The following is a 25,315-nucleotide window of genomic DNA, read 5'->3' on the forward strand; positions in this document are numbered from 1 at the left end:
GAGGGAAGCGCCAGCATGCGCAAGTACGCCACCGCCCTGTTTTTCGCCGCCTCCCTCGCACTCACCGCCTGTTCGGGCGATGGCGAGCCCAAGGCCAGTGACAGCCCCCCGCCCACCGCGGCGGACATCGCTTACCACGACTGCCTGAAGGGACAGGGAATCAAGATCGTCCACCTGGACTACGGGGCTCCCCGGGTGGACAAGGAGGATCCGTCCGCGAAGAACCTCTCCGCGGCCCAGGAGGCGTGCAAGGACAAGCTCCCGCCGGAGCCCCCTCCCGTGCAGGCCGCCCCGAAGGCACTCGACGCCGCCCGCAAGGAGACCGCTTGCATGCGCGCGGAGGGCGTCACCTGGTATCCGGAGCCGGACCCCGTGACCGCCGAGTTCGACGACAAGGGGCTCACCGTCGAGCAGCGGGGCGAGCTCAGGACCAAGCACCGCGACGCCCTGCTGAAGTGCAAGGGGAAGGCCGAGGGTGCGCCCGACGGCGTGGTCGGCGGATGAACGAGCTGCAGGACGTCGTGGAAGACGTGAGCAAGGACGCCCAGGACGACACGGCTGCCGTCATGGCAGCCGCGCCCGCATCCTCCACGCTCCACCGGGGACGGCGGGTGGTGCTCGCGGTCGTCGCCGGGGCCGCGTTGATGGCGATCGGCGGTCTGCTGGCCACCACGCTGGTGAAGTCCCCGGCGCAGGTGGCCGCGGAGACCGGACCGCCGGCGCAGGGGGCGCTGACGGCGGAGGTCGAGCAGCGGGTTCTCGCGCAGAATGTGGTGATGCGCGGGACCGTGGTCGCCGACCAGAGCGTCGAGGTGGCCCCGCAGCCCCGCGCCGGCGACGGCACGGGCCCGCCCGTCGTGACCAAGCTCCCGCTCCGGGCAGGAGACGCGGTGGGGGCCGGGCAACTGCTGGCGGAGGTCTCCGGGCGACCCGTCTTCACGCTCAAGGGGACCCTGCCCGTCTACCGCGACCTCAAGCCGGGTGCCACCGGAGACGACGTGGCCCAGTTGCAGCAGGCGCTACGGGACCTCGGGCACGGCACCGGCACCGACGCGAAGGGCGTCTTCGGGCCGGGGACCAAGGCCGCCCTCGCCGCACGCTACAAGGCCATCGGGTACGACCCGCTGCCCGCTGTGGCGGACGGCGGGGACGCGCTCAAGGCCGCGCGGGAGGCCGTACGGTCGGCAGAGTGGGCCCTGGAGGATGCCCAGGCCCCCCGCGGGGGCGAGGCGACGACTCCCGGAGCCACCGCCGCCGCCTCCGCCTCCCCGGGCACGACGAACGGCGGCAAGACCGACGGCGGATCCAGCGGATCCAGCGGATCCGGCGACACCGGCGACTCCGCCCGGGCCGTCACGCGCGCCCGCCAGGCGCTCACCGACGCCCAGGCCAAGCTGGCGACGGCAGAGGCCGCCGACGGGCCGATGCTGCCCGCCGCCGAGACCGTGTTCGTCGCGGCCTTTCCCGCCCGGGTCAGCGGTGTCGGCGGCCGAGTCGGCGGCCCCGTGTCCGGATCGGTGCTCACCCTCTCCGCCGGGGAACTCGTCGTCGAGGCCTACCTCAAGGAGGACAAGAAGCAGCTGCTGCGCGCCGGCATGGCCGTGGTGATCTCTTCCGAGGTCGCCGGCACCGACGTCCGGGCCAAGGTCGCCCTGGTCGCCACCGAGCGGTCCACCGGCCGGCCGTCCGGACAGCAGTCCGACCCGAACGGCCAGAACGGCCAGCGTGAAGGCCGGGACGGCAGCCAGGGCAAGGGCGGTGGAGCCGATCTCGGCTACCGGATGGTGGTCCGCGCCGACCAGCCGCTGGCCGCCGGTTTCGCCGGGCAGGACGTCCGGCTGACCATCGAGTCCGCCGCCACCGACGGCGAGGCGCTCGTGGTACCGGTGACCGCCGTTTCCGCGAGCCCGGACGGCCGGACCCTCGTCACCGCGGTGGCCGACGACGGCACGCAGCGGCGTATCGCGGTCCGGACCGGCACCAGCGGCGACGGCTACGTGGCCGTGACCCCCGTCCGGCCCGGCGACCTCACCGCCGGTACCAAGGTCGTCATCGGTGCTGCCCCCAAGAGGACGGGCAGGTGAGGTTCCCCCGCCCGCGCCGCCCCCGAGGGGACGAGGTCCCGGAGCCCGACGCCCCCGTCATCGAGTTCCGCGGGGTCGGCCTCACCTATCCCGGTCCGCCGCCCGTCGCGGCCCTGCACCCCTGTGAACTGGTCGTCGGACGCGGAGAGTTCATCACTGTCGTCGGGCCGTCCGGCTCCGGGAAGTCCACCTTCCTCAACGTCGCCGGACTGCTCGACTCCCCCACCAGCGGCCGCTACCTCCTCGACGGCATCGACACCGCCGCGCTCCCCGACCGGGAGCGCACCGCCCTGCGCGGCCGCCGGATCGGCTTCGTCTTCCAGTCCTTCCACCTCCTCCCCCACCGGTCCGCCCTGGAGAACGTCACCCTCGCCATGCTCTACACCGGAACACCGCGCGCGCAGCGCCTCGTACGGGCCCGCGAGGCACTGGACCAGGTCGGTCTCGGGCACCGCGCCGACGCCGTGCCGGGGCGGCTCTCCGGCGGCGAACGCCAGCGGGTGGCCATCGCCCGCGCCCTCGTCGGACGGCCCTCGCTCCTCCTGTGCGACGAGCCGACCGGCAATCTCGACTCCGCCAACGCCACCTCCGTCCTCGGGCTGCTCGACGAACTGCACGGCTCCGGTATGACCGTGCTCGTCATCACCCACGACCCCGAGGTAGCCCGGCGCGGCGCCCGGACCGTCACCATCCGCGACGGGCGGCTGCGTACGTGAGCACCGTCCAGCCGACCCGGCTGTCCGTGCGCGACGCCCTGGCCGAGGCCGTCGCCGGCATGCTGCGCCGCCCCGGCCGGTCCGTGCTCACCGCCCTGGGCACCGTCCTCGGCGTCGGCAGCTTCGTGGCCGTGCTCGGCCTCACCGCCACCATCTCCTCGCAGATCGACGGTCGGTTCAACGTCCTGACCGCCACCGAGGTGACCATCGAGGACGTCGCCTCCCAGCAGGGCGAGTTCACCGGACTGGGCTTCCCCTCCGACGCCGAGCAGCGGCTGCGCGCGGTCGCGGGCATCGAGCACGCCGGGGTGCTGTGGACGGTGCGGCTGGATCCGGGGACGTCCCTCAGCTCCCTGCCATCCGGCGACGGCGGCGCCTCCACCACCGGCACGTCCGTGGTCGCGGCCTCCCCCGGGGCCGTCGCCGCTCTGGTACCCACGCTCCAAGAGGGCCGGCTCTACGACGATTTCGCCGAGCAGAGCGGACAGCGCGTCGTCGTCATCGGCGGCGGACTCGCCGCTCGCCTCGGGATCACCACCCTGGCCACCCGACCCGCGCTCTACATCGGTCGGGAGCCCTTCACCGTGGCGGGCATCATCTCCGACGTGGAACGCAAGCCGGAGAACCTGCTGTCCGTGCTCGTGCCCCGAGCCACCGCCGAGCAGCTGTGGGGGCCTCCCCCTCCCGGCGGCGCGACCATGCTGATCGCCACCGAGCTCGGCGCCGCCCGCCAGGTCGCCGATCTCGCCCCGCTCGCGCTGCGCCCCGACCACCCCGAGTACCTCAAGGCCGTCCCGCCCCCCGACCCACGGACGCTGCGCTCCGGTGTCACCTCCGACCTGAGCGCGCTCTTCCTGCTGCTCGCCGGGATCTGCCTGGTCATCGGCGCGGTCGGAATCGCCAACACCACTCTCGTCGCCGTGCTGGAGCGGACCGGGGAGATCGGACTGCGTCGTGCGCTCGGCGGCCGGGGGCGGCACGTCTCGGCCCAGTTCCTCACCGAGTCCGCGGCGCTGGGCGCGCTCGGCGGCCTGGTCGGCACGTCGCTGGGCGAACTGACCGTGGTCGCCGTCAGCGTCGCCCGCGACTGGACCCCGGTGATCCACCCGGCCACCGTCGCCGCGGCGCCGCTCGTCGGTCTGGTCACCGGGCTGCTGGCCGGGCTGTATCCAGCCTGGCGGGCAGCCCGTATCGAACCGGCCGAGGCCCTGCGAAGATAGCCGCGGCACACCCTGACCGTCCGACGACCCTGGAGGTGGTGGTCCCGTGAAGCCGAAGTCGTACGAGGACCACGGCACCGGCGACCCCACCGCCGTCCCGGCCGCGCTCGGGCTCGGCCTGCTCGCCGTCGCGGGCTGGCTGCTGACGACCACCCGCCCCTGGCAGAAGCCGGGGCACGCCCTCGCGCTGGGGCTCGGCTGGACCGCCTCGGGGACGCTGCTGGTGTGCGGGCTCGTGCTGCTGGCGCGGTGCGTGCGTACCGTGCACGGCCGGCCGGACGCCCACACCAGAACCGACACCGGAACCGACAGCGGAACCGACACCGACGCGAGCACGCACGGCAGCTGAGGGAGCGGCTCCCCCGCAAGTGCTGTGGCCGGAAAGGTGAACCTTGCCGGTCACAGCACTCGGAGGCCGCCGCCCGGTTCAGGCCTTCGGGGCCACCTTTGACAGGCCGTTGATGATGCGGTCCATCGCGTCGCCGCCCGTCGGGTCGGTCAGGTTGGCCAGCATCTTCAGCGTGAACTTCATCAGCACCGGGTGGGTCAGGCCGCGCTGCGTGGCGACCTTCATGACCTTCGGGTTGCCGATCAGCTTCACGAAGGCGCGGCCCAGCGTGTAGTAGCCGCCGTAGGTCTCCTTGAGCACCTTCGGGTAGTTGTGCAGCGCCAGCTCGCGCTGCGCCGGGGTGGCCCGGGCCTGTGCCTGCACGATGACGTCGGCCGCGATCTGGCCCGACTCCATGGCGTACGCGATGCCCTCGCCGTTGAACGGGTTGACGAGCCCGCCCGCGTCACCGACGAGCAGCAGGCCCTTGGTGTAGTGCGGCTGCCGGTTGAAGGCCATCGGCAGGGCCGCGCCGCGGATCGGCTGGGTCATGTTCTCGGGGGTGTAGCCCCAGTCCGCCGGCATCGAGGCGCACCAGGCCTTGAGGACCTCGCGCCAGTCCAGCTCCTTGAAGGCGGAGGAGGAGTTGAGGATGCCGAGGCCGACGTTGGACGTGCCGTCGCCCATGCCGAAGATCCAGCCGTAGCCGGGCAGCAGCCGGTCCTGGGGGCCGCGCCGGTCCCACAGCTCCAGCCAGGACTCCAGGTAGTCGTCGTCGTGCCGCGGCGAGGTGAAGTACGTACGCACGGCGACGCCCATCGGGCGGTCCTCGCGCCGGTGCAGGCCCATCGCCAGGGACAGCCGGGAGGAGTTGCCGTCGGCCGCGACGACCAGCGGGGCGTGGAAGGTGACCGGGGTCTTCTCCTCGCCCAGCTTCGCCTGCACGCCCGTGATGTGGCCGGTGCGCGGGTCGCGTACGGGCTCGCCGACGGTGCAGCGCTCGTACAGCCGGGCGCCGGCCTTCTGCGCCTGGCGGGCCAGGGTCTCGTCGAAGTCGTCGCGCTTGCGGACGAGTCCGTAATCCGGGAAGGAGGCCAGTTCCGGCCAGTCCAGCTGGAGCCGCTGGCCGCCGCCGATGATCCGCAGGCCCTTGTTCCGCAGCCAGCCGGCCTCTTCGGAGATGTCGATTCCCATCGCCACCAGCTGCTTGGTGGCACGCGGGGTCAGTCCGTCGCCGCAGACCTTCTCGCGCGGGAACGCCGTCTTCTCCAGGAGCAGGACGTCCAATCCGGCCTTGGCGAGGTAGTAGGCGGTGGTCGAGCCGGCGGGCCCGGCCCCGACGACGATCACGTCCGCGGAGTGTTCGGAGAGGAGCTCGGTCACTGCGGGGTCTCCCGAAGGCTCGATAAAGGGTGCCCAACGGCACCGGACATGTGCAGTCTATGCAGCGAGAGAGAACGCGATCAGAAGGGCCACCCACGTTGACAAGCTCGCCGACCTCGCCGACCCGGCCGCTCCCCGCCGTACAGCTCCGCGTGCCCACCGACGAGGACGCGCACGCCTGGCACCAGGTGTTCGCCGACCCCGACGTCATGGAGTTCCTCGGCGGTCCCGCGGAGCTGTCCGCGTACGAGGAGTTCACCGCGCGCCAGCGCATGCACGACGCCCAGCTCGGCTACTGCCTGTGGACCCTGCTGGACGGGGAGGGCGCGGTGATCGGCTTCACCGGCGCGCAGCCGTGGCCCCGGGAGAAGGAGTGGGGGCCGGTCGGGGAGATCGAGATCGGCTGGCGGCTGGGGCGCTCCGCGTGGGGGCAGGGCTACGCGTACGCCGCTGCGCTGGCCACGCTGGAGCGGGTCCGCGAGGCGGGTGTGCCGTCCGTGGTGGCGATGATCGACGCCCGCAACGCCCGGTCCGTCGCGGTCGCGGAGCGGCTCGGGATGGAGCTGGCCGAGGAGTTCACCACCCCGGCAGGCAACCCGGCCCGCCGCTACGCGCTCTCCTTGGGCCGGGGCTGAGGAAGGGGCGTGGGCGTACGGGTCCACGCGGGTACGGGGCCGCGCGCGTGGCCCCCGTACGCCCCCGCCCCCTAGAACACCGAAAGGCCCGTCAGGGTCGTGAAGCGGTCCAGGGCCGCCACGCCCGCCACCGAGTTGCCGCGGGCGTCCAGGCCCGGGCTCCATACCGCGAGGGTGCACTGGCCCGGGACCACGGCGACGATGCCCCCGCCCACGCCGCTCTTGCCGGGCAGGCCGACGCGGTAGGCGAACTCGCCCGCCGCGTCGTACGTCCCGCAGGTCAGCATCACCGCGTTGATCTGCTTCGCCTCGCTGCGCGTGAGCAGCCGCGTGCCGTCCGCCCGGAGCCCGTGCCGGGCCAGGAAGCGCCCGGCGCGGGCCAGGTCGGCGCAGCTCATCTCGATCGAGCACTGCCAGAAGTAGTGCTCCAGCAGCGCGGGCACCGGATTGTCGATGTTCCCGTACGAGGCCATGAAGTGGGCCACGGCCGCGTTGCGGTCGCCGTGCTCCTGCTCGGAGGCCGCGACGTCGGCGTCGAAGCCTATGCCCGGGTTCTGGCTCTCCTGCCGCAGGAACTCCAGCAGTTCGCTGCTCGCGTCGCCCGTCAGGGTCTGGAGCCGGTCGGTGACCACGAGGGCGCCCGCGTTGATGAACGGATTGCGTGGAATGCCGTTCTCGTACTCCAGCTGCACGAGGGAGTTGAACGGGTTGCCGGAGGGTTCCCGGCCGACCCGCTCCCACAGGCTGTCGCCGCCCTCGGCCAGGGCCAGGGCGAGCGCGAAGACCTTGGTGATGGACTGGGTGGAGAAGGGGACCCGCCAGTCCCCCACCCCGAAGACGTTGCCGTCGAGGTCGGCGACGGCCATCCCGAACTGCCGCGGGTCCACGGCGGCGAGCGCCGGGATGTACTCGGCGGGCGTGCCGGCGCCCACCAGCGGGGCGGTGTCCGCCGCGATCCGCTCCAGCAGGGCTTGGTAGTCCACCGGGTCAGGCCTTGGTACCCCGGTGCAGCGCGACGATGCCGCCGCTGAGGTTGCGCCACGCGACCTTGGACCAGCCGGCCTTCTGCAGCAGGGCGGCGAGCGCGGGCTGGTCGGGCCATGCGCGGATGGACTCCGCGAGGTACACGTACGCGTCGGGGTTGGACGACACGGCGCGGGCCACGGGCGGCAGGGCGCGCATCAGGTACTCGGTGTAGACGGTACGGAAGGGCGCCCACGTGGGCTGCGAGAACTCGCAGATGACGACCTGGCCGCCGGGCTTGGTCACCCGGTACAGCTCGCGCAGGGCCGCGTCGGTGTCCTGGACGTTGCGCAGGCCGAAGGAGATCGTCACGGTGTCGAAGACGCCGTCCTTGAACGGCAGCTTCGTCGCGTCACCGGCGGTCAGCGGCAGCCAGGAGTTCTTCTTCTTGCCCTCCAGCAGCATGCCCAGCGAGAAGTCGCAGGGGACGACGTACGCGCCGGTGGCGGCGAAGGGCAGCGAGGAGGTCGCGGTCCCGGCGGCCAGGTCCAGGACCGTCTGCCCGGGGCGAGCGCCGACCGCCTTGGCGACCTCCTTGCGCCACAGCCGGGCCTGGCCGAGGGAGAGGACGTCGTTCGTGAGGTCGTAGTTCGCAGCGACTCCGTCGAACATGGAGGCGACTTCGTGCGGCTGCTTGTCCAGGGAAGCGCGTGTCACTGGCGTTGGCCCCTCGGTGTGCGGTGCGATGCGGATCGGCGTATACCGCCCCATCCTCTCAGGCCTGCCCATCCTCTCAGGCCCGCCCACCCGCTGCGGCGCCGGCTCCGCCCGGGCGGCGCCGGCGGGGCTGTCCCTCACAACTGGTCCGAAGGACAGTTACGCCCGGCCCCCGCCGCCGCGTTCACTGGGCGGGTGCGGCCCGGTGAGGGTCACCCACCGGATCAGGGCCCGAGTCGTGGCCGGTCCGGCAGTGGCCGCCGCGAACAGAAGGCTTCACGATGCCGGCAGGCCATTCCACCGGTCGTTCCCGCCGCAGCGGCCCGCGCGCCAGGCGCCGGGCCGAGCGGCGCAGGCGGCTGCGGCGCACGATCCTCCTCGGCTCGGCGGCGCTGGTCGCGGTCTCGGCGACCGCGTACGCGCTGATGCCCCAGGACGAGTCCGCCACGGTCGCCGGGGGCCGGAGCGCGGTCCAGCCCGAGCCGCAGGACGGGGAGTCCGCGGGGGGCGCCGGGGACCCGGTCCCGCAGGGTGGCAAGCGCTCCCCCGCGCCGGCGAATTCCTCCGCCGCGCCCTCGCAGCAGCCGCCGGGCTCGCCCGCGCCGTCCGCCAGCGCCCCCGCGAAGCCCGCCCGGCCGGGCGTCTTCACGGCTTCCACCGCCTCCGGCACGGCGCAGGGCAAGGGGCCCGCGCTCCGCTGGCGGATCGAGGTCGAGGAGGGCAGCGGGGTCGACCCGGACTCGGCCGCCCGCGCCGTCGAGACGATCCTCGGGGATCCGCGCGGCTGGACCAGGGATCCGGCGTACGGTTTCCAGCTCGTCGGAGCCGGCCAGCCGGTGGACTTCACCGTCAAGATCGCGACGCCCACGACCACCGACCGCCTGTGCGAGGTGGTGACCCCGGAGCTCATCGGCGAGACGAACTGCCGGGCCGGCCACACCGTCGTGGTGAACCTCAAGCGCTGGCAGGAGGGTTCGCCGCAGTTCAGCGGCCCGGTGGAGGAGTACCGGGCGTTGATCGTCAACCACGAGGTGGGCCACGAGATCGGCCGCGAGCACGAGACCTGCCCGGGCCCGGGCAAGCCCGCACCTGCGATGATGCAGCAGATCAAGGGCCTGCTCGGTTGCACGTCCAATGCCTGGCCGTACGACGCCAGTGGAACTTATCTGTCCGGTCCGCGCGTCCCTTAAGCGGGAGAGCCGGCCACAGGACGGGCCGGCCGGGGGCTAGGAGTGGAAACCGTGCGCGTCGTCAGCTTCAGCGTCCCCGCGTGGTTTCCCTCGTACGAGGAGCCGGGCCGGCCGCAGGTGACGCGCGAGGACCACCCGGCCGGGGTCCAGCCGGGCAAGGTCCAGCCCGGCAGGGTCCAGCCGGCCGAGGCGCTGCTCACCGAGCAGGAGTCGGCCGTGTTCCTGTGCCTGGCCACCGGCGCCTCCAACCGCGAACTCGCCGTCGAGCTGCAACTGTCCGTCAGCACGGTCAAGTTCCACGTGGTGAACATACGGGCCAAGCTGGGCGGGATCAGCCGCCTGCAGGCCTGCCTGCTGGCGGCCCTCGCCCGGGAGGACACCCGGCGCGGCGAGGACACCGGGCGCACCGAGGACACCGGGCGGCCGAGCGGGGACGCGGGATCCAGCGGGGACACCGGGCCGAGCGACGGCACCGGATAGAGCCAGAGCGCCCCGCTCAGCGGCGGCGGTGCAGCAGCCGGCCCCCGATGACCGTGGCCACGCACGTGGTCGCCCCCCGCTCCAGCAACTCGGCCTCGTCCGCCACCGCGAAGACCACGAAGCGGGCCGGCACGCCCGGCTCCAAGGCCCCGTGGAAGGCCTGTCCGACCGTGTCCCGCCCCGCGAACGGATCCAGCGCGGGCGCTCCCTCGTAGGGGGCCGACGGCAGGATCGTGAGCCCCGAGCGGACCACCGCCGTGCGCACCGCCGCGCTCGTGAAGCGGCCGCACACCGCCACCACCCCGCGGGCGAGGAGCCGCTGGGTGCCCCGGCGGGCGCTGTTGCCCCACCGCGACTCGGTCATCTTCAGGGCCTCCAGCGCGGCCTCCCCGCTGATCGGGTCGGCGCCGAGCTCGGTGACCTCGTAGGGGTCGTCCGGGTAGTACGTCCGCTCCAGCAGCTCGTCCGCCCCGCGCACCTCCAGCCCCGGGGTGAGCACCCCGGGCCAGCGCCGGGTCCGGGCGTGCGGACAGGCCGCGCCGAGGTCCGCGTACGGCCCCACGCGGGCGATCCGGTCGCCCTCGACGAGGACGGCGCCGCCCGGCAGCGGTGCGGACCCCGGCCCGGCGACGAGGAGTTCGGCGGTGTGCAGCGTCAGCATCGGTTCGAACGCGTCAGTTCGTGGAGATGAGCTTCAGCTCGGGGTGCGCCGTGCCGCCTTCGATGGCGGTGGAGGAGATGTGCGAGACGACGCGGTCGTCGACCGGGTCGTTCGCCGGGTCGTCGTGCACCAGGAGGTGCTCGTACGTCGTCGCGCGCTGCGCCGGGGTGCGGCCCGCCTTGCGGATGAGGTCGATGATCTCCTGGCGGTTGGAGCGGTGCTTGGCACCGGCCGAGGAGACGACGTTCTCCTCCAGCATGATCGAGCCGAGGTCGTCCGCGCCGTAGTGCAGCGAGAGCTGGCCCGCCTCCTTGCCGACGGTCAGCCAGGAGCCCTGGATGTGGGCGATGTTGTCGAGGAAGAGGCGCGCGATCGCGATCATGCGCAGGTACTCGAAGATCGTCGCCTGGGTGCGGCCCTTGAGGTGGTTGTTCTCGGGCTGGTAGGTGTACGGGATGAAGGCGCGGAAGCCGCCCGTACGGTCCTGCGTGTCCCGGATCATCGCGATGTGCTCGATGCGCTCGGCGTTGGTCTCGCCGGTGCCCATCAGCATGGTGGAGGTGGATTCCACGCCCAGCTCGTGGGCGATCTCCATGATCTCCAGCCAGCGCTCTCCGGACTCCTTGAGCGGGGCGATCGCCTTGCGCGGCCGCTCCGGCAGCAGTTCGGCGCCGGCGCCCGCGAAGGAGTCCAGGCCGGCCGCGTGGATGCGGCGGATGGCCTCCTCGGCGCTCACGCCCGAGATGCGGGCCATGTGCTCGACCTCGGACGCGCCGAGGGAGTGGATGACCAGCTGCGGGAAGGCCTTCTTGATGGCGGAGAAGTGGTGCTCGTAGTACTCGACGCCGTAGTCCGGGTGGTGCCCGCCCTGGAACATGATCTGCGTGCCGCCGAGCTCTACGGTCTCCGCGCAGCGGCGCAGGATGTCGTCGAGGTCGCGGGACCAGCCCTTCTTCGCGTCCTTGGGGGCCGCGTAGAAGGCGCAGAACTTGCACGCCGTGACACACACGTTGGTGTAGTTGATGTTCCGCTCGATGATGTACGTCGCGATGTGCTCGCTGCCGGCGTAGCGGCGGCGGCGCACCGCGTCGGCCGCCTGGCCGAGCGCGTGCAGCGGCGCGTGGCGGTAGAGGTCGAGCGCCTCTTCCTTGGTGATCCGGCCCCCTGCGGCGGCGCGGTCGAGGACAGACTGGAGAACGGCCTGGTCGGTCACCGGTGCGTCACCTTTCGGCGGTGTGTCTGTGTCAAGGTCCGGACCGATCCAGCCTACGCCAGGGCTCGGACACGTTTCGGGCACACCCCCCGGAGAACCCTCGGCTCAGCCGAGCGCGCCGTAGACCACGCCCGCCAGCGCCCCGGCGAGCATGAAGGGGCCGAAGGGCATCGCGGTCTTGCGGCCGGCCCGGCGCAGCAGCATCAGGCCGAGGCCGTGGACCGCGCCGGCGAGGAAGGCCGCGAAGGTCCCGGCGAGCAGCACGGGCCAGCCGTACCAGCCCAGGACCTGGCCCAGTGTGAGCGCCAGCTTGACGTCACCGAAGCCCATGCCGCGGGGGTTGATGAGGAAGAGCGTGAAGTACCAGCCTCCGAGGGAGAGACCGCCGAGCAGGGCCGTCGGCCACGAGCCGGCCGTCCCGGGGAGCAGCGCGGCCAGGCCGAGGCCGGCCGCCGTCGCGGCCGCCAGTGGCAGCGTGAGGACGTCGGGCAGCCGGAACACCGCCCGGTCGACGAGGGCGAGCAGGACACCGAAGGGCGTGAGGGCCAGCCACACGAGCAGTTCGGGGCGGGCGCCCACGGCCGCGGCGAGGGCCGTGCAGGCCGACGCGACGAGGAGCACCACGACCGGGGCGGGTGCGTAGGCCCTGGGGTGCGCCCCGGTGTGCGCCGCCCCGGTGTGCGCAACGGTGTGCGCGCCGCAGGGCAGGCACACCCCGCGGCCGAGCCATCCTCCGGCCGGGCCCGTCAACGGGTGCCCGGACGGGCACCGCGTACGCCACGCGTCTTCGAGGCCGACGGAGAGCCGGTACGCGGCGCGCGGCACGAGGAGGCCGGTGGCGGCGCCCCACGCGGCGGCGCCGGCGGACACGAGCGCCTCCGTGACGTCCATCCGTCAGCCCGCCGCCGCGCTGTCGCCCCGCCAGGTGGGCAGCAGCTCGTCGAGGAGGGCCGTCGTACGCGGCGGCAGGCCCCGGCCGCCGCCGAGTTCGGCGGCGCGCGTGGTCAGCGAGGCGGCGAGGGAGGTCAGGCGCCCCATGTCACCGGTGGCGTGGGTGGCCCGCAGGAGCTCGTTCCACAGCCGCTCGTCGGAGGGCGACACGGCCAGGGCGCTGGAGAGCGCGGCAATGGCCTGCTCGGGCTGGTGGTTGGCCAGCTGGTGCTCGGTGAGGGCCAGGGCGACATCGGTGACCAGCAGCGGCAGCTGCGCGTCGATGATCTCGTGGGAGAGCCATCCGTACCGTCCCGCGGGGCGGTCCGGGAGCAGGCCGCCCCGTACGAGGTTCAGCGCGTCGCTCAGCAGACGCTCGCGGATGCCGGCGTTCCGGGCGCCGCGGCCCTGCGTGGCCTCGTGGTGCAGTGACCGCACCACGTCGAGGTCGCAGACGACGGAACGGGCCAGGCTGAGCCGGCCGGCGGCCCCCTCAAGGAGCCGGGCAGTGCCGTCGGGTTCAAAACCGAGCCACTCCCGCAGCCGCTCGATCAGCGCGTCCCGGACGTCGTCGGTCACACCGCGGGGCCACAGCGCGGCGGCGAGCACCCGTGGGTTGACGCCTTCGCGGTGCAGCAGGAGCATCGCCAGCGCCTCGTGCATCAGGGCCGAGCGGTCGGGATCCGGGGACTCCAGGCCGATGACCTCGAACGGGCCCATGAGCCGGGCGTAGACCGCCGGGCGGCCCTGCTCGGTGACGTCCACGAGGAACGGCGGAGCACCCGGGTCCGGGTTCGGGTCGTGCCCGGCCTCGCCGTCGGCTTCCCGGAAGAGCTGTACGACGGCCTCGTGCTGGGCCCGCGGCAGCGTCTGGGCCTGGATTTCGAGGCCCAGCACCGGGGCGAGCAGCCGGCCGTCGGAGGTGACCTCCAGCTCCCAGACCGCGCCGGGGAGGTTGTTCGTGGCCGTACCGACGAGGTAGCCGATGCCGAGACGGGCCGCGCCCGTACCCAGTGCCGTGAGCTCGGCGGCCTGGGCTTCGGTCGGTTCGGCGGCGAGCAGCACGAGGTGCGGCGCCCACCGGTTGTTCTGCGCGTGGCCGCTGCGGCCGGTGAGGACGGAGTCGTGGCCCGCCGCGCCCAGCGCGCCGGCCCGCTGCCGGGTCTCGGCCTCCATGACGGGCAACAGGTCCTCGATCGTGGGCAGGTGGCGCAGCCGGGAGGGGGCCAGCGCGCTGAGCTCCTCACCGAAGCCGACCAGGGTGATCGCCAACCGGTCCGACCAGCCGTTGGTGGCGAGTTCGGCGGCGATGGAGGACATGACCGCGGCCCTGTCCTCGGGGCCGCCGGTCAGGGTGACCACGCCCGGTACGGATTCCAGGTTCAGCAGCAGCCGGTTCCCGTCGACGGTGCCGAGGCTGACCAGCCCGGGGTACGGGGCCGCCGTGTCGCTGGCCGGGGCGGAGTCGGCGGCGGTCTCGTCCAGCCGCCACACCGTCTGGTCCTGGCCCAGCTGCCACGGCGCGGGCGGGGTGGCCTCCCCGTCGCCGAGCTGGAGGTGGATCTCGCCGCCGACCAGCCAGGCCGCGTACACGGTCGGCAGCGGGCGGGAGGCGGCGGTGAGTGCCTCGGACAAGCCGCGCAGGGAGCGGTCGAGGCGGCGTACGGCCTCGGGGTCGGCGCCGACGAACAGCGCGTCCTGCACGTTGGCGGCTTCACCCGTGGGGACGGGCGGCGGCGTGGCGCCGCGGCCGGTGACCGCGCCCATCGCGGACTGCCACAGGGCGGTACGGCGACGGCGGCCGAGCGCGGCCAGCAGGCCCGCGGCCAGCAGCGGGGACGCGAGGAGGGCCTCGGGGAGGCCGAAGGAGGAGTCGTCGGCGGCCGTCGCGTGCGCCTGGTCGCCGGCTTCGGCGGCTTCGGCGGCAGCGGCGGAGCCCTTCGCGGCGTCGGCGTGGCCGCCCGCGGCCCCCGACTTGTCCTGCGTGGCCCAGTCCCGGGGAAGGACGATCTGCGTGGTGTCGGTGTCCACGGCCCCCGGGGAGGCGGCCGCGCCCTTCTCGGCCGTGTGGCCCGAGGGCAGCGGGTGGTCGCCACTCTTGGCGTACTCCTCGATCTGCCCGCGCACCTTCTCGGACACCTGCGGCGCCTCGTCCGGCATCTCCACGAGATCGCCGCCGTACGCGTCCGCGGGCATCTCCATGATCCAGCCGGGCCGGATCAGACTGGCCTTCGACAGCTTCTCGCCGTCGGGCTGCACCCGGTCCTTGTTGAGCTCGTAGATCTCGGAGTAGCGGCGGCCGTCACCCAGGTGCCGCTCCGAGATCTCCCACAGCGAGTCGTGGTGGCGGCCCTGCGGAGGCTGGATCCGGTAGAACTTCGTACCGTCCTCCTTGGCCTGCTCCGCCGCCTTCCGGTCGGACTCCGCCTGCTCCGCGGCCTGCTCCTGGGCCGCCTGCTGCGCCTGCTGCCCGGGGGTCTGCTGCGCGGACGCCGTCACGCCCGGGCGGTGCTGGTCCTCCAGGGACTGGCCGAGCTGCGACAGACCGGGGGCGAAGCTCGCCGCTCCGGCGGTCACCAGGAGCAGGGCCGCGACCAGTTGCCGGGCGAGGGCCTGGCTCGCCCCGGCGGCGGGCACGCGCGCCGGCATCCCGAACCCGGACACGGCGGCCTTGACCTCGACCAGGACGCACGCCGTGAACTGTGCCCAGGCCAGCCACACGACCACGGACAGCACGTAGATGAAGGTGTCGACGGTGATCTGCTGCTGGAGCATGTCCAGCGACGGCACCTCGTCGGGGAACGGCCACCCGATCTGGGACGCGAGCGCCACGGGGACGCCGAGCACCAGGGCGGCCAGCGCCAGGAACGCGAGGAACGCCTTGACGAAGTCGCCGAAGGTCCGTCGTGGTCTCGGTGCGGCGCTCGTACGGGAGGTTCTGCGTGCCATGGCGGCTTCCTGTGTGGAGAGGTGCGGTGGGTGGGACGGGTGGGCGGACTATCCGGTCAGGGACTCGGCGATCGCTCTGCCGCGTACCGTGACCGGTCCGCGGTGGTACAGGCCGAGCACGGGTCGGTAGGTGAGCTGGATCTCGACCTGGACCTGCTGTGCGTTGGCGGCGACACAGCCGGACGCCATCCGGTCGGGGAGGGACATCTCCGCCTGCGTGGTGAATTGGCGCACCCGGGCGTCGCAGTTCTGGTACCTGATCGGGGCGCCGCCCGTGCCCGCGTAGAGGGCGGCACGGTCGATGTCCTGCGCGGCGTACCGCGCGGCCTGCTCGGCGATGTCCGCCGCCCGCTCGCGCTGGGAGATCGCCATGCCGCCGTCGACGACGAAGGCGGCCAGGGCCAGGAAGAGGATGCTGAAGATGATCAGGGCGCCGGCGCCGGAACCGCGGTCGTCCAGGGCAGCCCCGCGCGCCGCGAGGCGGGCCCGCAGCCCGTCCAGGAGGCTTCTCATGCCGCCCTCCGGTAAGGGTCGAGCGGCGAGGTGGCCTTGCCGCTGAGCCGGGTCGGGACGTCGAGGCCGAGCATGGCGAGGCCGCGGATCTCGCAGGCGACCTCCACCGTGAAGAACCCGCCGGGTTCGAAGCCCGCGCTGGTCTTCGTCACCGTCACCGGGCCCGAGCAGACATCGTCCAGATCGGCCTCCGCCGCCCTGCGGGCCTCGGCCATCGCGGTGTTCTGGTCCCGCTGGATGGAACCGGCCCGGGCCGCGTCGCGCGCGGCGCCGTCGACCGCCCCGCGCCCGTTCGCCAGCTGGCCGAAGGCGACGAGGACCAGGATGAAGAGGAAGAAGACGGGGGCGATGATGACCACCTCGATGGTGGAGATCCCCCGGTCTCCGGCCACGCGGTCACGTGCCCACTGCTCTGTCCGCACGGTCAACGGACCGTCACCCCCCGTCCTGCACGAAACGCTCGACCGGCCCGCTCGACTGCGCGTGGATGGTCAGGTTGAGCCCGGGCACGATGCTCGGCGCCTGGGCCGTGATCTCGACGCGCACAGTGTTCGGCGCCGGCTGGTCGGTCACCACGACCGGCCTGAGGACCAGCTGCGGCCCGAGCTGCTCGATGTAGCTGTTCACCGTGGCACGCGCCTTGCCCTGCCAGCCGCCCGGGTTGGCGTCCGCGCTGGCCCGCGCCTCGCGGGCACCGGCCTGGGCCGCTGCCTGCGCCACCTGGTCCGCGAAGGAGTACATGGCGAACTGGACCGCCGCGAAGATCATGAAGAACAGCAGCGGGGTGAGGAAGACGAACTCGATCGCGGACATGCCGGAGTCGCCCCGGGCGGAGGCGGCCTCCGTCCTGCGGCGTACGGCGCCGCGCAGCCGGGCTGCGCAGCGGGTCACGGCTTCGGTCACGGGAAGGGACTGCTGCTAGCAGGTCTTGGACTGGTTGGCGCCCGCGATGCAGTCGCCGACCTTGTCGGCGCCCTCGCTGAGCGCGGTGTTGAGGATCGCCGCGACGACGCCGACGATCGCCACGACGACGGCCGAGATGATCACCCACTCGACGGCGGACGCGCCGCGTTCCGCCTCGCCCGAGCGGGCGCGCTGCACACGGCCCTGCAGGAAGGTGACCAGGAAGTCGAGAGCCGGGTGGCTACTGCGGAATCCGTTCATGGTGGGGGAGGTCCTCTCGAGGAATGGGAAAACGGAAGGGGGTCGGGAGGTCAGGCGCCCTGGAACACGCGCATCGCCGCCGGGTAGATCAGGAAGACGAGGAAGCCGGCGCAGAGCAGGAGCTGGGCCACGAGCATCGACTGCGACTTCTCGCCCGCGCTGCCCTCGATCTCGGCCATCTCGCGGTGCCGCATCGTTTCGGCGCGGGAGGCCAGGGAGTCCCGTACCTTCGCGCCGTCCTCCGCGACGAGTCCGAGCGCGCTCGCCAGGTCCTTCAGCTCCTCGACGCCCAGCTCCTCGCCGAGCGTGCCGAGCGCCTGCCACTGGCTGGTACCGGTGATCCGGGCGTCCGCCAGGGTGTTGCGGATGCGTCGCAGCGCCCAGCCGTCGCTGATCTCGGCAGCGGCCATGAGCGCCTCGGGCAGACCGCGGCCGCCCGCGAGGTTCATCGCGACCAGGTCGAGGTAGGCCCCGATGACACGCCTCAGGTCACGGCGCCGCTCCGCCGCGTCCCGTCGTACCTCCAGGTCGGGGAGGAAGAAGAAGACGGCTCCGAAGACCAGCGCCATCCAGACCGGGATGACGGGTCCGCTGCCGAGGCCGAGCTGCCAGACGATCGCGAAGAGGAACGGGCCGAAGAACAGGCCGGCCGCCCCCAGCAGGATCTTCGTCGCCAGGAAGTTCTCCCAGCTGCGCTCCAGAACGTTCAGGTCGGCCCGCAGGGACCGCTGTTCCCAGCCCTGCTGCCGGTAGAAGTCGGCGATCCGGACGCCGATACCGGCCCGGAGCGTGCCGAGCCGCCCGGAGTCCTCGTTCTGTTGGGCCGCGCGCGAGGGCGACTCGTACAGCGCGCCGCGCGCCCGCATCGCGTCGATCCGGGCCACGGTCGCCACCGCGCCGCTCTTCGAGGGCACCAGGGCCCGTACGAGCGCGTAGATGCCGAGACCGAGGATCGCCCCGATCACGACGGGAAGGGTGAGGTTCACCTCGGACCGACCTCCTCACGTTCGGACGGGGGCTGCACGAAGCGCACCGGCTGTGCGTCGTGGACCAGGAAGCGTTCGGGCGTCTCGATCGTGGACAGCTTGCGCAACCACCAGAAGCCCAGGGCGAACAGGCCGCACACGCAGGCCAGGACCATCTGGCCCACGGGCGAGTTGTACGGGGACACGAAGTCCGGGTTGAAGATCGACAGGCCGATGACGAAGGACACGCTGACGCCGACGACGATCTGCACGCTGCGCCGGGTGCTGGAGCGCTGGGCCATCACCCGCTGGCGCATGTCGACCTCCTCGCGGGCGGACTTGGCCAGCGCGCCCAGTACCTGGCGCAGACCGGGTCCCCGGAGGCGGGCGTTGAGGATCAGCGCGGCGACGATGATGTCGGCGGACGCGTCGTTGATCTCGTCGGCGAGGTGCTGGAGCGCGTCCGGCAGCGGCATACGGGCCCGCAGCCGGTCGACCAGCGTGTCCAGGTGGGGGCGCAGGGCAGGGGCCGCGGCGCGGGCGGACGCGGGGATGGCCTGTTCCAGGCCGACCGCCCCGGCGATGGTGTCGCGCAGCGACTCGGTCCAGGACGCGAGGGCCTCGACGCGACGCATCGCGGTCCGCTCCTCGGCGGCGCCGCCGAAGAGGCGGTCCCAGAAGAACACGAGCACACCGGTGGCGATGCCCGCCACCGCCCAGCGGGTCAGCAGCAGGATGGCCAGGCCGGCGCCGACCGCGAGGGAGCCGCGCCGGCCGGCGAACCGGGCCAGTTCGGCGAAGCGCTCGCGCGAACTGGCCTTCTCGTGTTCCGCCTTGACCGGGAGGCCGCGGATCGCGGCGGTGAGCAGGGCCAGCCCGCCGCCGACGACCAGGCCGCACAGGAGCGCGTACAGGACGGGCAGCGAGAAGAGGCCGCCCATGGAGGTGATGCCGTTCATGTCCGCCTCACCCCCAGGATCCGCTGGGGCGGTAGCCGAAGGGAACGAGCTCCTCGATGCAGGAGATCGGTGCGTGCGGGACGACCCGGCCGTCGGCGGTCTCCGCGAAGACCTCGCTGGAGAGCACCCGGCCGTCGACCCCGTTCACCTCACGCACGGAGGTGACCACGCGGCGGAGCCTGCCGCCGCTCTGGAAGGCGTTGCGACGCTCGACGAAGACCACGAAGTTGATGGCTCCGGCCACCAGCATCTGACTGGCCTCGATGGGCAGCCGTTCGGCCGCCTGGAGCGCGTAGGTGGAGATGCGGCTGAAGACCTCGCTGGAGCTGTTGGCGTGGATCGTGGAGAGGGAGCCGTCGTTGCCCTGCGACATCGCGTTGAGCATGGTGACGATCTCGTCGCCGAGGACCTCGCCGACGATGACCCGGGACGGGTTCATGCGCAGCGAGCGGCGGACCAGCTCGGACATCATGATGGCGCCCTGGCCCTCGGAGTTGGGCAGCCGCTCCTCGAAGGCCACGACGTTGGGGTGCAGCTCCGTGAAGGTGTCGAGGCCCAGCTCCAGGGCCCGTTCCACGGTGATCAGTCGTTCGCTCGGCGGGATCTCGTTGGCGAGCGCGCGCAGCAGCGTGGTCTTTCCGGCGTTGGTCGCGCCCGCGATCATGATGTTCTTGCGGGCACGGACCGCGCAGGACAGGAAGTGGCCCAGCTCGGGGGTGAGCGTGCCGTTGCCCACCAGGTCCGACATGAAGACCTTGCCCATGCGGGCCCGCCGGATGGAGAGCGAGGGCCGCCGGGTCACGTCCATGACGGCGGACAGGCGGGAGCCGTCGGGCAGCCGCAGGTCGAGCTGGGGGTTGGCCGAGTCGAAGGGGCGCGAGGAGAGGCCGGAGTAGGCACCGAGGACCTGGATCAGCTCGATGAGTTCCTCGTCGGACTCGGCGACGGGATCGACGCGGACCTCGTTGCCGTTCGCGTATCCGACGAAGACCTGGTCGCAGCCGTTGATGTCGATGTTCTCGACTTCGGGGTCGTCGAGCAGGGGCTGCAGCCGGCCGACGCCGAAGAGCGCGGCGTGCACGGCGGAGGCGAACTGTTCCTCGGTCTCCGCGTCGAAGGGGGTACGGCCGGCGTTGATCTCGCCGCGCGCGTACTCCTCCAGTATCTGGGCGATGACGGCGCGGGCGTATTGCCGCTCGTCCTCGCCCGACATCTGGGGGAAGCCCGACAGCTGGTCCACCCGGCGCTGTTCGGCGATGCGGTCGCCCGCCTCCTGCCGGAACCGCTTGACGAGCTGATGGTCGACGGCGCTCATCGGACCGTGCCCGGGACGGGTCCGGAGGCGGGACCGCGGTGGTCGGCCGGACCACCGTGGCCGCCGGGACCACCGTGGCCGCTGAGACCACCGTGGCCACCCGGACCGCCGTGGCCGCCGGGACCGGTGGGAACGGCCCACGCGGCCCCGTACTGCTGGTTCAGATCGAAGGAGATCTGCCGGGCGGACCGGATCAGCAGGGACTTGTCCAGCCGGCCTCGCCGACGCCCGGCCAGCTGCTCCGCCCCCGTGGGGTCGTACGCGAGGGTGCCCATGACGCGGACGCCCGAACGCGACGCGACCAGCATGTCGTTGACCTGGTTGGACACCTTCGACGAGTCCTTGGGCTCGGCCACCAGCAGCACCCCCAGGAGCGGGGTGCCGGGCTGTGCGGGACCGCGCTGCTGGCCGTGCAGCCGCGCGGAAAGGGCCAGGGCCCTGTCCCGCACACGGGCGATGCTCTCGGGCTGCGTGCGGGCCACCAGCAGCACCAGGCTCGCGTGGGCGAACAACTCCAGCGCGGGGCCGTCACCGGCGATCCGCCCGCAGTCGGCGATGACGTCCGCGGGCGCGTGCGGGGACTCCGCGAGCGTGGCGAAGGCGCGGCCCAGCAGGGACCACTGGCCGACGAGGCCCGCGGACTGCTCGGACGAGCCGAGCCCGACGAGTACGTCGAGGCCGCCGGACATGGTCTGCGCGTGGTCCCAGAGCTGGTCCGCGGCGAGGCCGCGACGCGCGGTCGCGGCGATCGACAGCATGCCGGTGTTGGGGTTGAGCGGTCCGCCGTGGGCTGCCGAGCCGCGGTAGACGAGGTCTCCGCCCGCTGCGTCCGTCTCCGCGAGCAGCGCGCGACGCGGCCAGACGGCCGCGAGCGCAACGGCCGTGGTGGTCACGCCGGGTGACCCCTTGTCGGCGGCGAGTGCGATGAGCGCCATTTCTTCTGCTTCCTGTGCGCTCGTGAATCAGCCGGAGGCCGACGGGATCAGCACCAGGGCGACCTGGCCGGCCGCGGCCGCCTGGGTCAGTGGCGCGATCTCGTTGGCGCTGACCATGACGGTGACGGGCAGGTTCCCGCTGCCGATGGTGTCCTTGTCGCCGACGACGACGTCGTTGACCCTGGCGTCCTTCACCAGCAACGTGTTGGCCTCGGCGGCGGCGCCCGAGCCGTTGCCCGCGGGCTTGGCGGCATCGGAGCTCACGCGGTAGGCGGAGACACGGTCGCCGACCTTGATTCCGGCGGGGTACTGGCCCTCCTTGAGGGAGAGTCCGACGTACGCCTTGCCGTCCGGCAGGCCCTTGCCCTCCGAGAACATCTCGCCGACCGCGATGGTGCCCTTGACGAGCGTGTTCTTCGCCTGGAGCTTCATCAGCGCTTCCCGCTGCTCCCAGCGGATGTAGTTGACGGCGGAGTCGTCCGCCACCATCACGGGCGTCACGTTGTCCTTGGTGACGGACTTGCCCGCGGGGATGTCGGCCGAGATCCGCACGACCTCGATGCGCTCACCTGCCCGCAGGACGAGCACGGTGGCCCCGAGGGCTCCGACGAGGATGAGCAGAACCGCCAACGCGGCCAGCGCCGGCTTGCGTTCGCGTCCCGTAGAGGGCAGTCGCTCGCCGGCGCCCTGAGCGGACCCGGGACCCCTGTGGTTCGCCGCGCCCGAACGTTCCTGGACCTTCACTCCAACGCTCCCCCGTGCACTGCGACAGACAAAACCGGTCATTCAAGAACAGAACGTCGCCTGTTGATGAGCTGACCGGACTATTAAAAAGTAAGGTGATCGCACGGTAGCAGTAGCACATAGGCACCTCAAGGCGAGTCCGCCGCCGGGGGGACACCACGCTCATAAATGAGTACGCGTACTCAGACAACGTTCCCTCCCTGCGGGGAGGATGGGGGCCACGACCGCCGCCACGAGCCGGAGGAGCCCGCGATGCACACCCCGTCAACCGGCCCGCCCCGGCCACGCGTCCGCCCCCACGGAGCCTGGTACGCCGCACCGGCGACACTGCTCCTCGCCGCCCTCGCCCTCGCGGGAATCGGCGTGACGACAGGCCTGTTGCTCACCGCGGGCAAGCACTTCGTGTGCGACGCCACCACAGAATGTGCGCAGACTCCTCACGAATCGGGCTACCAGCCCCCCGCCTGGCCGCACGGGCCCTTCATCGCCGCGGCGGTGTGCGCGTGCGTCGCAGGCGTCACATTCCTCGCAATCCTGGTCGCCCGGCGGCGCACCCGCTGATCTCCTCGGGATCCACGCGCGTTCGCCCTGGCGAAACCATTCTCCACACGGGTAGCGTCGTACAGCTTCAGATGACCCCCGCCCCACCAGGAGCCGCCCAGTGAACCGCCGCACTTTGCCCGTTGCAGTCGCCGCAACGGCAACTGCCCTGCTGCTGACCGCATGCGGCGGGGGCAACGACAAGGGCAACGACAAGGGCAACAGCAAGATCGCCGGAGCGGAGGAGAGCGGCGCTCCGGCATCCGCGTCGCCGAGCGTGAGCCCGTCCAACACGGTGGAGCGCCCGAAGATCACGCTGCCCGCGGACTACAAGAACGAGTTCGAAGGCTGGACCACGGGCGATCCCGTGAAGGACGCCGTCCTGACGGACGTCACCCACCGCATCAACGCGACCGACGCGGCCATCGCGAGCGATGAGGCCGAGCCGCCCGCCATCCCGTTCTACTACCAGCGCGACGCACTGATCGGCGCATCCAAGTGGATCGCCGACTACAAGAGGGACGGCCTCACCGTCACCGGGACGATGCGCTTCTTCAATCCGAAGGTCGAGATCCTCAGCGACAAGTCCGCTGCCGTCACGTACTGCTCGGACGACACCAAGGCCTTCAACAAGGACCGCAAGACAGGCAAGGTGAACATGAGTTCATCGAGCAACCCCTACGTCACGTTCAGCACCAGGCTGGACAAGAACGACAAGGGGGTCTGGCAGACGACCAGGCTCGATTCCAAGAGGGGGGACAAGACATGCGCACCGTGACCGCTGCCGGCCGGTGGGTGATGGTCGGGATCACCGCTACGGCGGTGGCTCTCATACCGACCGCCGCAATGGCCGGAACCGAACGGCCCGGAGGTGAGCAGGGCGGCACCCAGACCGGAGGCGGACTGAAGGGAAGCACGCTCACGTCGGTGATCACGACCACCGGCGACAAGAAGCAACCCGGCACGAAGACCGGAGGCTTCACCGCGGCCAACAACTGGACCCCGCCGGCCTGCTGGTACGAGCCGCGGACGCCCGCCCAGCTCAAGACGTACATCGAGGCCCTCTACAACGAGACGGTGAACTACCCCGGCCAGATGCCCCACGCCGGCAGGGCCGTGGCGGAGTTCAAGAAGATGTACGAGGACGGCGAGTACAAGAACTACAACCTCGACAAGGCCGACCAGGGTGCCTTCTGGGTCGGCGTCCGGGCAGAGGGCCGCGAGCTCGAGCCGGCCGCGCAGGCGTGCAATGAACTGCCCCGCTGGGTCGAGAAGGGCGTCACTCCTCCGCTCCAGAACGCCGTCACGCCGGCGATGCTCGCGCAGATCGCCTACGGCGAGATCCAGCTGCCGACGACCAAGGTCAATCTGGCGCCCGCGAACAACACCAAGGTCAACCTGGGTACGTGGGCCTGGCTCGACAAGGCCGTCTTCGAGGAGAAGAGCGTGACCGCCACGCTCAACGCGGGTGGGGTGACCATCACGGCCACCGCCACCGCCACACCGGCGTCCGTCCTCCTGAAGCCCGGGACGAAGGACGCCACGCTCCACCCCGGCGGCGGCGAGTGCGCGTTCAACCCGGGCGGCGGGGCCGGCGCCCCCTTCACCGCCGGTTCCGAGAACCAGACCCCGCCCTGCGGGGTCACGTACCTGCGCTCCTCGGGCAACGGGACGTTCCCGCTCCAGGCCACCGTCACCTGGACGGCTTCCTGGAAGGGCAGCAACGGCACGGGAGACGTACTCCCCTCCGGCTACATGGAGGGCGAGCCCCAGAACGTGACGGTCCAGGAAATCCAGGCCGTCAACCGCTGACCGACCGCTGCTGCCACCGCCCGCCGGGGAGACCCATGCCCCGGCGGGCGGAGGCACGGCATCCGCACCCTCGCGGGTCAGCCGAGTTCCGAGCCCTCCGGAAGGAGGTCGGCGATCGCCTGCCACAGCTCCTTGGCGTTGGTACGGCGAACCCGCAGCGGGCTCTCCAGGGTGACCTCACCCTCGCGTACGGGCTCTGCGGGCAGCTCGCGAACCCAGTAGCCCGCCATGCCGCAGTCCCAGACCGCCAGGCCCTTGAAGGTCGGCTCGGGGTTCTCGACGTGGGCGTTCTTCCACACCACCGTCATCCGCCACATGCAGTTGAGCTGCGCGAGCACCTCGACCAGCCGCGCCGGGGCGCCGGTCTGCCGTACGACCTCGTCGGTGTCCACGCTCCCCCGGCTGGCCTCCATGCGCACCATCAGCGCGTCGAGCTCACCGGTCGTCGAGGTGATCACCTCGGTGAAGTCCAGGCCGTCCAGGACGTCGTCGTGCAGGTCGACACTCCGGGCCAGGGCCGGGACGAGCAGGGGCGCCTCCACCGGGAGGTACTCGGACTCGGTCTCACCTGGCCAGCCCTCGTGCACGAAGACGAAGTCGTTGCCGATCACCGCGCCGCTCTCCAGGACGCCCTGGGGACCGGTTATCTCGGTACGGACGATGACGCGCGGCGCCAGCAGGGTGGAGACGAGCGGGTAGAGGTCCCCGATGATGGATCCGTCTTCGCCGACTATTCCGGCCGCGCGGAGTTCGTCCAGCGCGGTATCGAGCTCGCCGGGGACCTCGCTCTCTTCGACGAGGATGCCGAGCACGCTGATGTGCGAGTCCGCGAGGCGCAGCCGGCGGCGGGCTGCATCGATCGAAGGCATTTCAATTCCTTTGAGAAAACAAAATGGTTC

Annotated in this window: 28 protein-coding genes; 11 read left to right on the plus strand and 17 right to left on the minus strand. The window is 72.1% G+C overall.

Going from position 1 to position 25,315, the window contains the following annotated elements; all coding sequences use genetic code 11:
- Positions 1 to 15 precede the first annotated feature (15 nt).
- Genes ACZ4TV_RS01970 through ACZ4TV_RS01990 form a run of 5 tightly spaced genes read left to right on the plus strand, consistent with a single transcriptional unit; the run spans position 16 to position 4,369 of the window.
- Positions 16 to 504 carry a hypothetical protein gene (locus ACZ4TV_RS01970; RefSeq protein WP_468129610.1) on the plus strand — a complete coding sequence of 163 codons (489 nt, stop codon included), beginning with the start codon at positions 16 to 18 and terminating at the stop codon, positions 502 to 504.
- A complete protein-coding gene (locus ACZ4TV_RS01975) occupies positions 501 to 2,084 on the plus strand; it encodes a peptidoglycan-binding domain-containing protein (RefSeq protein ID WP_468129612.1) in 1,584 nt (527 codons plus the stop codon). Before ACZ4TV_RS01970 ends, ACZ4TV_RS01975 begins: the two co-directional genes overlap by 4 nt.
- Positions 2,081 to 2,800: an ABC transporter ATP-binding protein gene (locus ACZ4TV_RS01980; RefSeq protein ID WP_468129614.1), complete on the plus strand. Its 720-nt coding sequence runs from the start codon at positions 2,081 to 2,083 to the stop codon at positions 2,798 to 2,800. The genes ACZ4TV_RS01975 and ACZ4TV_RS01980 overlap by 4 nt, the downstream gene beginning before the upstream one ends.
- Positions 2,797 to 4,020: an ABC transporter permease gene (locus ACZ4TV_RS01985; protein ID WP_468129616.1), complete on the plus strand. Its 1,224-nt coding sequence runs from the start codon at positions 2,797 to 2,799 to the stop codon at positions 4,018 to 4,020. The genes ACZ4TV_RS01980 and ACZ4TV_RS01985 overlap by 4 nt, the downstream gene beginning before the upstream one ends.
- 46 nt (positions 4,021 to 4,066) lie before the next feature.
- Positions 4,067 to 4,369 (plus strand): hypothetical protein, encoded by a 303-nt coding sequence (locus ACZ4TV_RS01990; RefSeq protein ID WP_468129618.1) that lies wholly within the window; start codon positions 4,067 to 4,069, stop codon positions 4,367 to 4,369.
- A 78-nt stretch (positions 4,370 to 4,447) separates the two neighbouring features.
- Here ACZ4TV_RS01990 and ACZ4TV_RS01995 read toward each other — a convergent pair whose 3' ends face one another.
- Positions 4,448 to 5,731: a geranylgeranyl reductase family protein gene (locus ACZ4TV_RS01995; protein WP_468129620.1), complete on the minus strand. Its 1,284-nt coding sequence runs from the start codon at positions 5,729 to 5,731 to the stop codon at positions 4,448 to 4,450.
- Between the two features lie 98 nt (positions 5,732 to 5,829).
- Here ACZ4TV_RS01995 and ACZ4TV_RS02000 point away from each other — a divergent pair, with 98 nt between their 5' ends.
- Positions 5,830 to 6,366, plus strand: coding sequence for a GNAT family N-acetyltransferase (locus ACZ4TV_RS02000; protein WP_468129622.1), 537 nt, complete (start codon positions 5,830 to 5,832; stop codon positions 6,364 to 6,366).
- 71 nt (positions 6,367 to 6,437) lie between these two features.
- Here ACZ4TV_RS02000 and ACZ4TV_RS02005 read toward each other — a convergent pair whose 3' ends face one another.
- Together ACZ4TV_RS02005 and ACZ4TV_RS02010 are read right to left on the minus strand one after the other, a co-directional pair.
- Positions 6,438 to 7,349 (minus strand): glutaminase, encoded by a 912-nt coding sequence (locus ACZ4TV_RS02005; RefSeq protein WP_468129624.1) that lies wholly within the window; start codon positions 7,347 to 7,349, stop codon positions 6,438 to 6,440.
- A 4-nt stretch (positions 7,350 to 7,353) separates the two neighbouring features.
- A complete protein-coding gene (locus ACZ4TV_RS02010; RefSeq protein ID WP_468129626.1) occupies positions 7,354 to 8,046 on the minus strand; it encodes a demethylmenaquinone methyltransferase in 693 nt (230 codons plus the stop codon).
- A 281-nt stretch (positions 8,047 to 8,327) separates the two neighbouring features.
- On the opposite strand from ACZ4TV_RS02010, the gene ACZ4TV_RS02015 reads away from it, so the two are divergent.
- Together ACZ4TV_RS02015 and ACZ4TV_RS02020 are read left to right on the plus strand one after the other, a co-directional pair.
- Positions 8,328 to 9,236 carry a DUF3152 domain-containing protein gene (locus tag ACZ4TV_RS02015; RefSeq protein ID WP_468129628.1) on the plus strand — a complete coding sequence of 303 codons (909 nt, stop codon included), beginning with the start codon at positions 8,328 to 8,330 and terminating at the stop codon, positions 9,234 to 9,236.
- A gap of 51 nt (positions 9,237 to 9,287) precedes the next feature.
- Positions 9,288 to 9,716, plus strand: a complete 429-nt coding sequence (locus ACZ4TV_RS02020; RefSeq protein WP_468129630.1) for a response regulator transcription factor — start codon at positions 9,288 to 9,290, stop codon at positions 9,714 to 9,716.
- A gap of 16 nt (positions 9,717 to 9,732) precedes the next feature.
- On the opposite strand, the gene ACZ4TV_RS02025 is transcribed toward ACZ4TV_RS02020, so the two are convergent.
- The 13 genes from ACZ4TV_RS02025 to ACZ4TV_RS02085 all read right to left on the minus strand — a co-directional run bounded on the left by ACZ4TV_RS02025 (position 9,733) and on the right by ACZ4TV_RS02085 (position 22,064).
- Positions 9,733 to 10,377, minus strand: coding sequence for an imidazolonepropionase-like domain-containing protein (locus tag ACZ4TV_RS02025; protein WP_468129632.1), 645 nt, complete (start codon positions 10,375 to 10,377; stop codon positions 9,733 to 9,735).
- 13 nt (positions 10,378 to 10,390) lie between these two features.
- Entirely contained in the window at positions 10,391 to 11,590 is a 1,200-nt protein-coding gene (gene mqnC, locus ACZ4TV_RS02030; protein ID WP_468129634.1) for a cyclic dehypoxanthinyl futalosine synthase, read from the minus strand.
- A gap of 105 nt (positions 11,591 to 11,695) precedes the next feature.
- Complete coding sequence (locus ACZ4TV_RS02035; protein WP_468129636.1) at positions 11,696 to 12,481, minus strand: prepilin peptidase; 786 nt, start codon at positions 12,479 to 12,481, stop codon at positions 11,696 to 11,698.
- A gap of 3 nt (positions 12,482 to 12,484) precedes the next feature.
- A complete protein-coding gene (locus ACZ4TV_RS02040) occupies positions 12,485 to 15,469 on the minus strand; it encodes a BTAD domain-containing putative transcriptional regulator (protein WP_468129638.1) in 2,985 nt (994 codons plus the stop codon).
- A 48-nt stretch (positions 15,470 to 15,517) separates the two neighbouring features.
- Positions 15,518 to 15,982, minus strand: a complete 465-nt coding sequence (locus ACZ4TV_RS02045) for a pilus assembly protein TadG-related protein (RefSeq protein WP_468129640.1) — start codon at positions 15,980 to 15,982, stop codon at positions 15,518 to 15,520.
- A complete protein-coding gene (locus tag ACZ4TV_RS02050) occupies positions 15,979 to 16,410 on the minus strand; it encodes a TadE/TadG family type IV pilus assembly protein (protein ID WP_468129642.1) in 432 nt (143 codons plus the stop codon). Before ACZ4TV_RS02050 ends, ACZ4TV_RS02045 begins: the two co-directional genes overlap by 4 nt.
- Positions 16,411 to 16,417: 7 nt before the next feature.
- Positions 16,418 to 16,795, minus strand: coding sequence for a TadE family protein (locus ACZ4TV_RS02055; RefSeq protein WP_468129912.1), 378 nt, complete (start codon positions 16,793 to 16,795; stop codon positions 16,418 to 16,420).
- Positions 16,796 to 16,900: 105 nt separating this feature from the next.
- Positions 16,901 to 17,146, minus strand: a complete 246-nt coding sequence (locus ACZ4TV_RS02060; RefSeq protein ID WP_468129644.1) for a hypothetical protein — start codon at positions 17,144 to 17,146, stop codon at positions 16,901 to 16,903.
- A gap of 50 nt (positions 17,147 to 17,196) precedes the next feature.
- The gene (locus tag ACZ4TV_RS02065; RefSeq protein WP_468129646.1) at positions 17,197 to 18,132 is read right to left on the minus strand and encodes a type II secretion system F family protein; all 936 of its coding nucleotides are present in this window, start codon (positions 18,130 to 18,132) and stop codon (positions 17,197 to 17,199) included.
- Positions 18,129 to 19,070, minus strand: a complete 942-nt coding sequence (locus ACZ4TV_RS02070) for a type II secretion system F family protein (protein ID WP_468129648.1) — start codon at positions 19,068 to 19,070, stop codon at positions 18,129 to 18,131. The genes ACZ4TV_RS02065 and ACZ4TV_RS02070 overlap by 4 nt, the downstream gene beginning before the upstream one ends.
- A gap of 7 nt (positions 19,071 to 19,077) precedes the next feature.
- Positions 19,078 to 20,385: a CpaF family protein gene (locus ACZ4TV_RS02075; RefSeq protein ID WP_468129650.1), complete on the minus strand. Its 1,308-nt coding sequence runs from the start codon at positions 20,383 to 20,385 to the stop codon at positions 19,078 to 19,080.
- Positions 20,382 to 21,320, minus strand: a complete 939-nt coding sequence (locus tag ACZ4TV_RS02080; protein ID WP_468129652.1) for a hypothetical protein — start codon at positions 21,318 to 21,320, stop codon at positions 20,382 to 20,384. The genes ACZ4TV_RS02075 and ACZ4TV_RS02080 overlap by 4 nt, the downstream gene beginning before the upstream one ends.
- 27 nt (positions 21,321 to 21,347) lie before the next feature.
- Positions 21,348 to 22,064, minus strand: coding sequence for a CpaB family protein (locus ACZ4TV_RS02085; RefSeq protein ID WP_468129654.1), 717 nt, complete (start codon positions 22,062 to 22,064; stop codon positions 21,348 to 21,350).
- A gap of 252 nt (positions 22,065 to 22,316) precedes the next feature.
- Between ACZ4TV_RS02085 and ACZ4TV_RS02090 the strand changes: the two genes are divergently transcribed.
- The 3 genes from ACZ4TV_RS02090 (at position 22,317) to ACZ4TV_RS02100 (ending at position 24,416) form a co-directional block, all read left to right on the plus strand.
- Positions 22,317 to 22,625, plus strand: coding sequence for a hypothetical protein (locus ACZ4TV_RS02090; RefSeq protein WP_468129656.1), 309 nt, complete (start codon positions 22,317 to 22,319; stop codon positions 22,623 to 22,625).
- 100 nt (positions 22,626 to 22,725) lie between these two features.
- Positions 22,726 to 23,382: a hypothetical protein gene (locus tag ACZ4TV_RS02095; RefSeq protein ID WP_468129658.1), complete on the plus strand. Its 657-nt coding sequence runs from the start codon at positions 22,726 to 22,728 to the stop codon at positions 23,380 to 23,382.
- Entirely contained in the window at positions 23,370 to 24,416 is a 1,047-nt protein-coding gene (locus tag ACZ4TV_RS02100; RefSeq protein ID WP_468129660.1) for a hypothetical protein, read from the plus strand. The genes ACZ4TV_RS02095 and ACZ4TV_RS02100 overlap by 13 nt, the downstream gene beginning before the upstream one ends.
- A 77-nt stretch (positions 24,417 to 24,493) precedes the next feature.
- On the opposite strand, the gene ACZ4TV_RS02105 is transcribed toward ACZ4TV_RS02100, so the two are convergent.
- Positions 24,494 to 25,285 (minus strand): hypothetical protein, encoded by a 792-nt coding sequence (locus ACZ4TV_RS02105; RefSeq protein WP_468129662.1) that lies wholly within the window; start codon positions 25,283 to 25,285, stop codon positions 24,494 to 24,496.
- Between the last annotated feature and the right edge of the window lie 30 nt (positions 25,286 to 25,315).

This window comes from Streptomyces sp. NPDC028910 (assembly GCF_055564955.1).

Bases quoted from the DNA above. Each gene is read 5' to 3' on its own strand.
- ACZ4TV_RS01970 (WP_468129610.1), top strand. From the start codon at position 16: ATGCGCAAGTACGCCACCGCCCTGTTTTTCGCCGCCTCCCTCGCACTC.
- ACZ4TV_RS01975 (WP_468129612.1), top strand. From the start codon at position 501: ATGAACGAGCTGCAGGACGTCGTGGAAGACGTGAGCAAGGACGCCCAG.
- ACZ4TV_RS02015 (WP_468129628.1), top strand. From the start codon at position 8,328: ATGCCGGCAGGCCATTCCACCGGTCGTTCCCGCCGCAGCGGCCCGCGC.
- ACZ4TV_RS02025 (WP_468129632.1), bottom strand. From the start codon at position 10,377: ATGCTGACGCTGCACACCGCCGAACTCCTCGTCGCCGGGCCGGGGTCC.
- ACZ4TV_RS02035 (WP_468129636.1), bottom strand. From the start codon at position 12,481: ATGGACGTCACGGAGGCGCTCGTGTCCGCCGGCGCCGCCGCGTGGGGC.
- ACZ4TV_RS02040 (WP_468129638.1), bottom strand. From the start codon at position 15,469: ATGGCACGCAGAACCTCCCGTACGAGCGCCGCACCGAGACCACGACGG.
- ACZ4TV_RS02045 (WP_468129640.1), bottom strand. From the start codon at position 15,982: ATGAGAAGCCTCCTGGACGGGCTGCGGGCCCGCCTCGCGGCGCGCGGG.
- ACZ4TV_RS02055 (WP_468129912.1), bottom strand. From the start codon at position 16,795: ATGTCCGCGATCGAGTTCGTCTTCCTCACCCCGCTGCTGTTCTTCATG.
- ACZ4TV_RS02060 (WP_468129644.1), bottom strand. From the start codon at position 17,146: ATGAACGGATTCCGCAGTAGCCACCCGGCTCTCGACTTCCTGGTCACC.
- ACZ4TV_RS02070 (WP_468129648.1), bottom strand. From the start codon at position 19,070: ATGAACGGCATCACCTCCATGGGCGGCCTCTTCTCGCTGCCCGTCCTG.
- ACZ4TV_RS02075 (WP_468129650.1), bottom strand. From the start codon at position 20,385: ATGAGCGCCGTCGACCATCAGCTCGTCAAGCGGTTCCGGCAGGAGGCG.
- ACZ4TV_RS02080 (WP_468129652.1), bottom strand. From the start codon at position 21,320: ATGGCGCTCATCGCACTCGCCGCCGACAAGGGGTCACCCGGCGTGACC.
- ACZ4TV_RS02090 (WP_468129656.1), top strand. From the start codon at position 22,317: ATGCACACCCCGTCAACCGGCCCGCCCCGGCCACGCGTCCGCCCCCAC.
- ACZ4TV_RS02100 (WP_468129660.1), top strand. From the start codon at position 23,370: ATGCGCACCGTGACCGCTGCCGGCCGGTGGGTGATGGTCGGGATCACC.
- ACZ4TV_RS02105 (WP_468129662.1), bottom strand. From the start codon at position 25,285: ATGCCTTCGATCGATGCAGCCCGCCGCCGGCTGCGCCTCGCGGACTCG.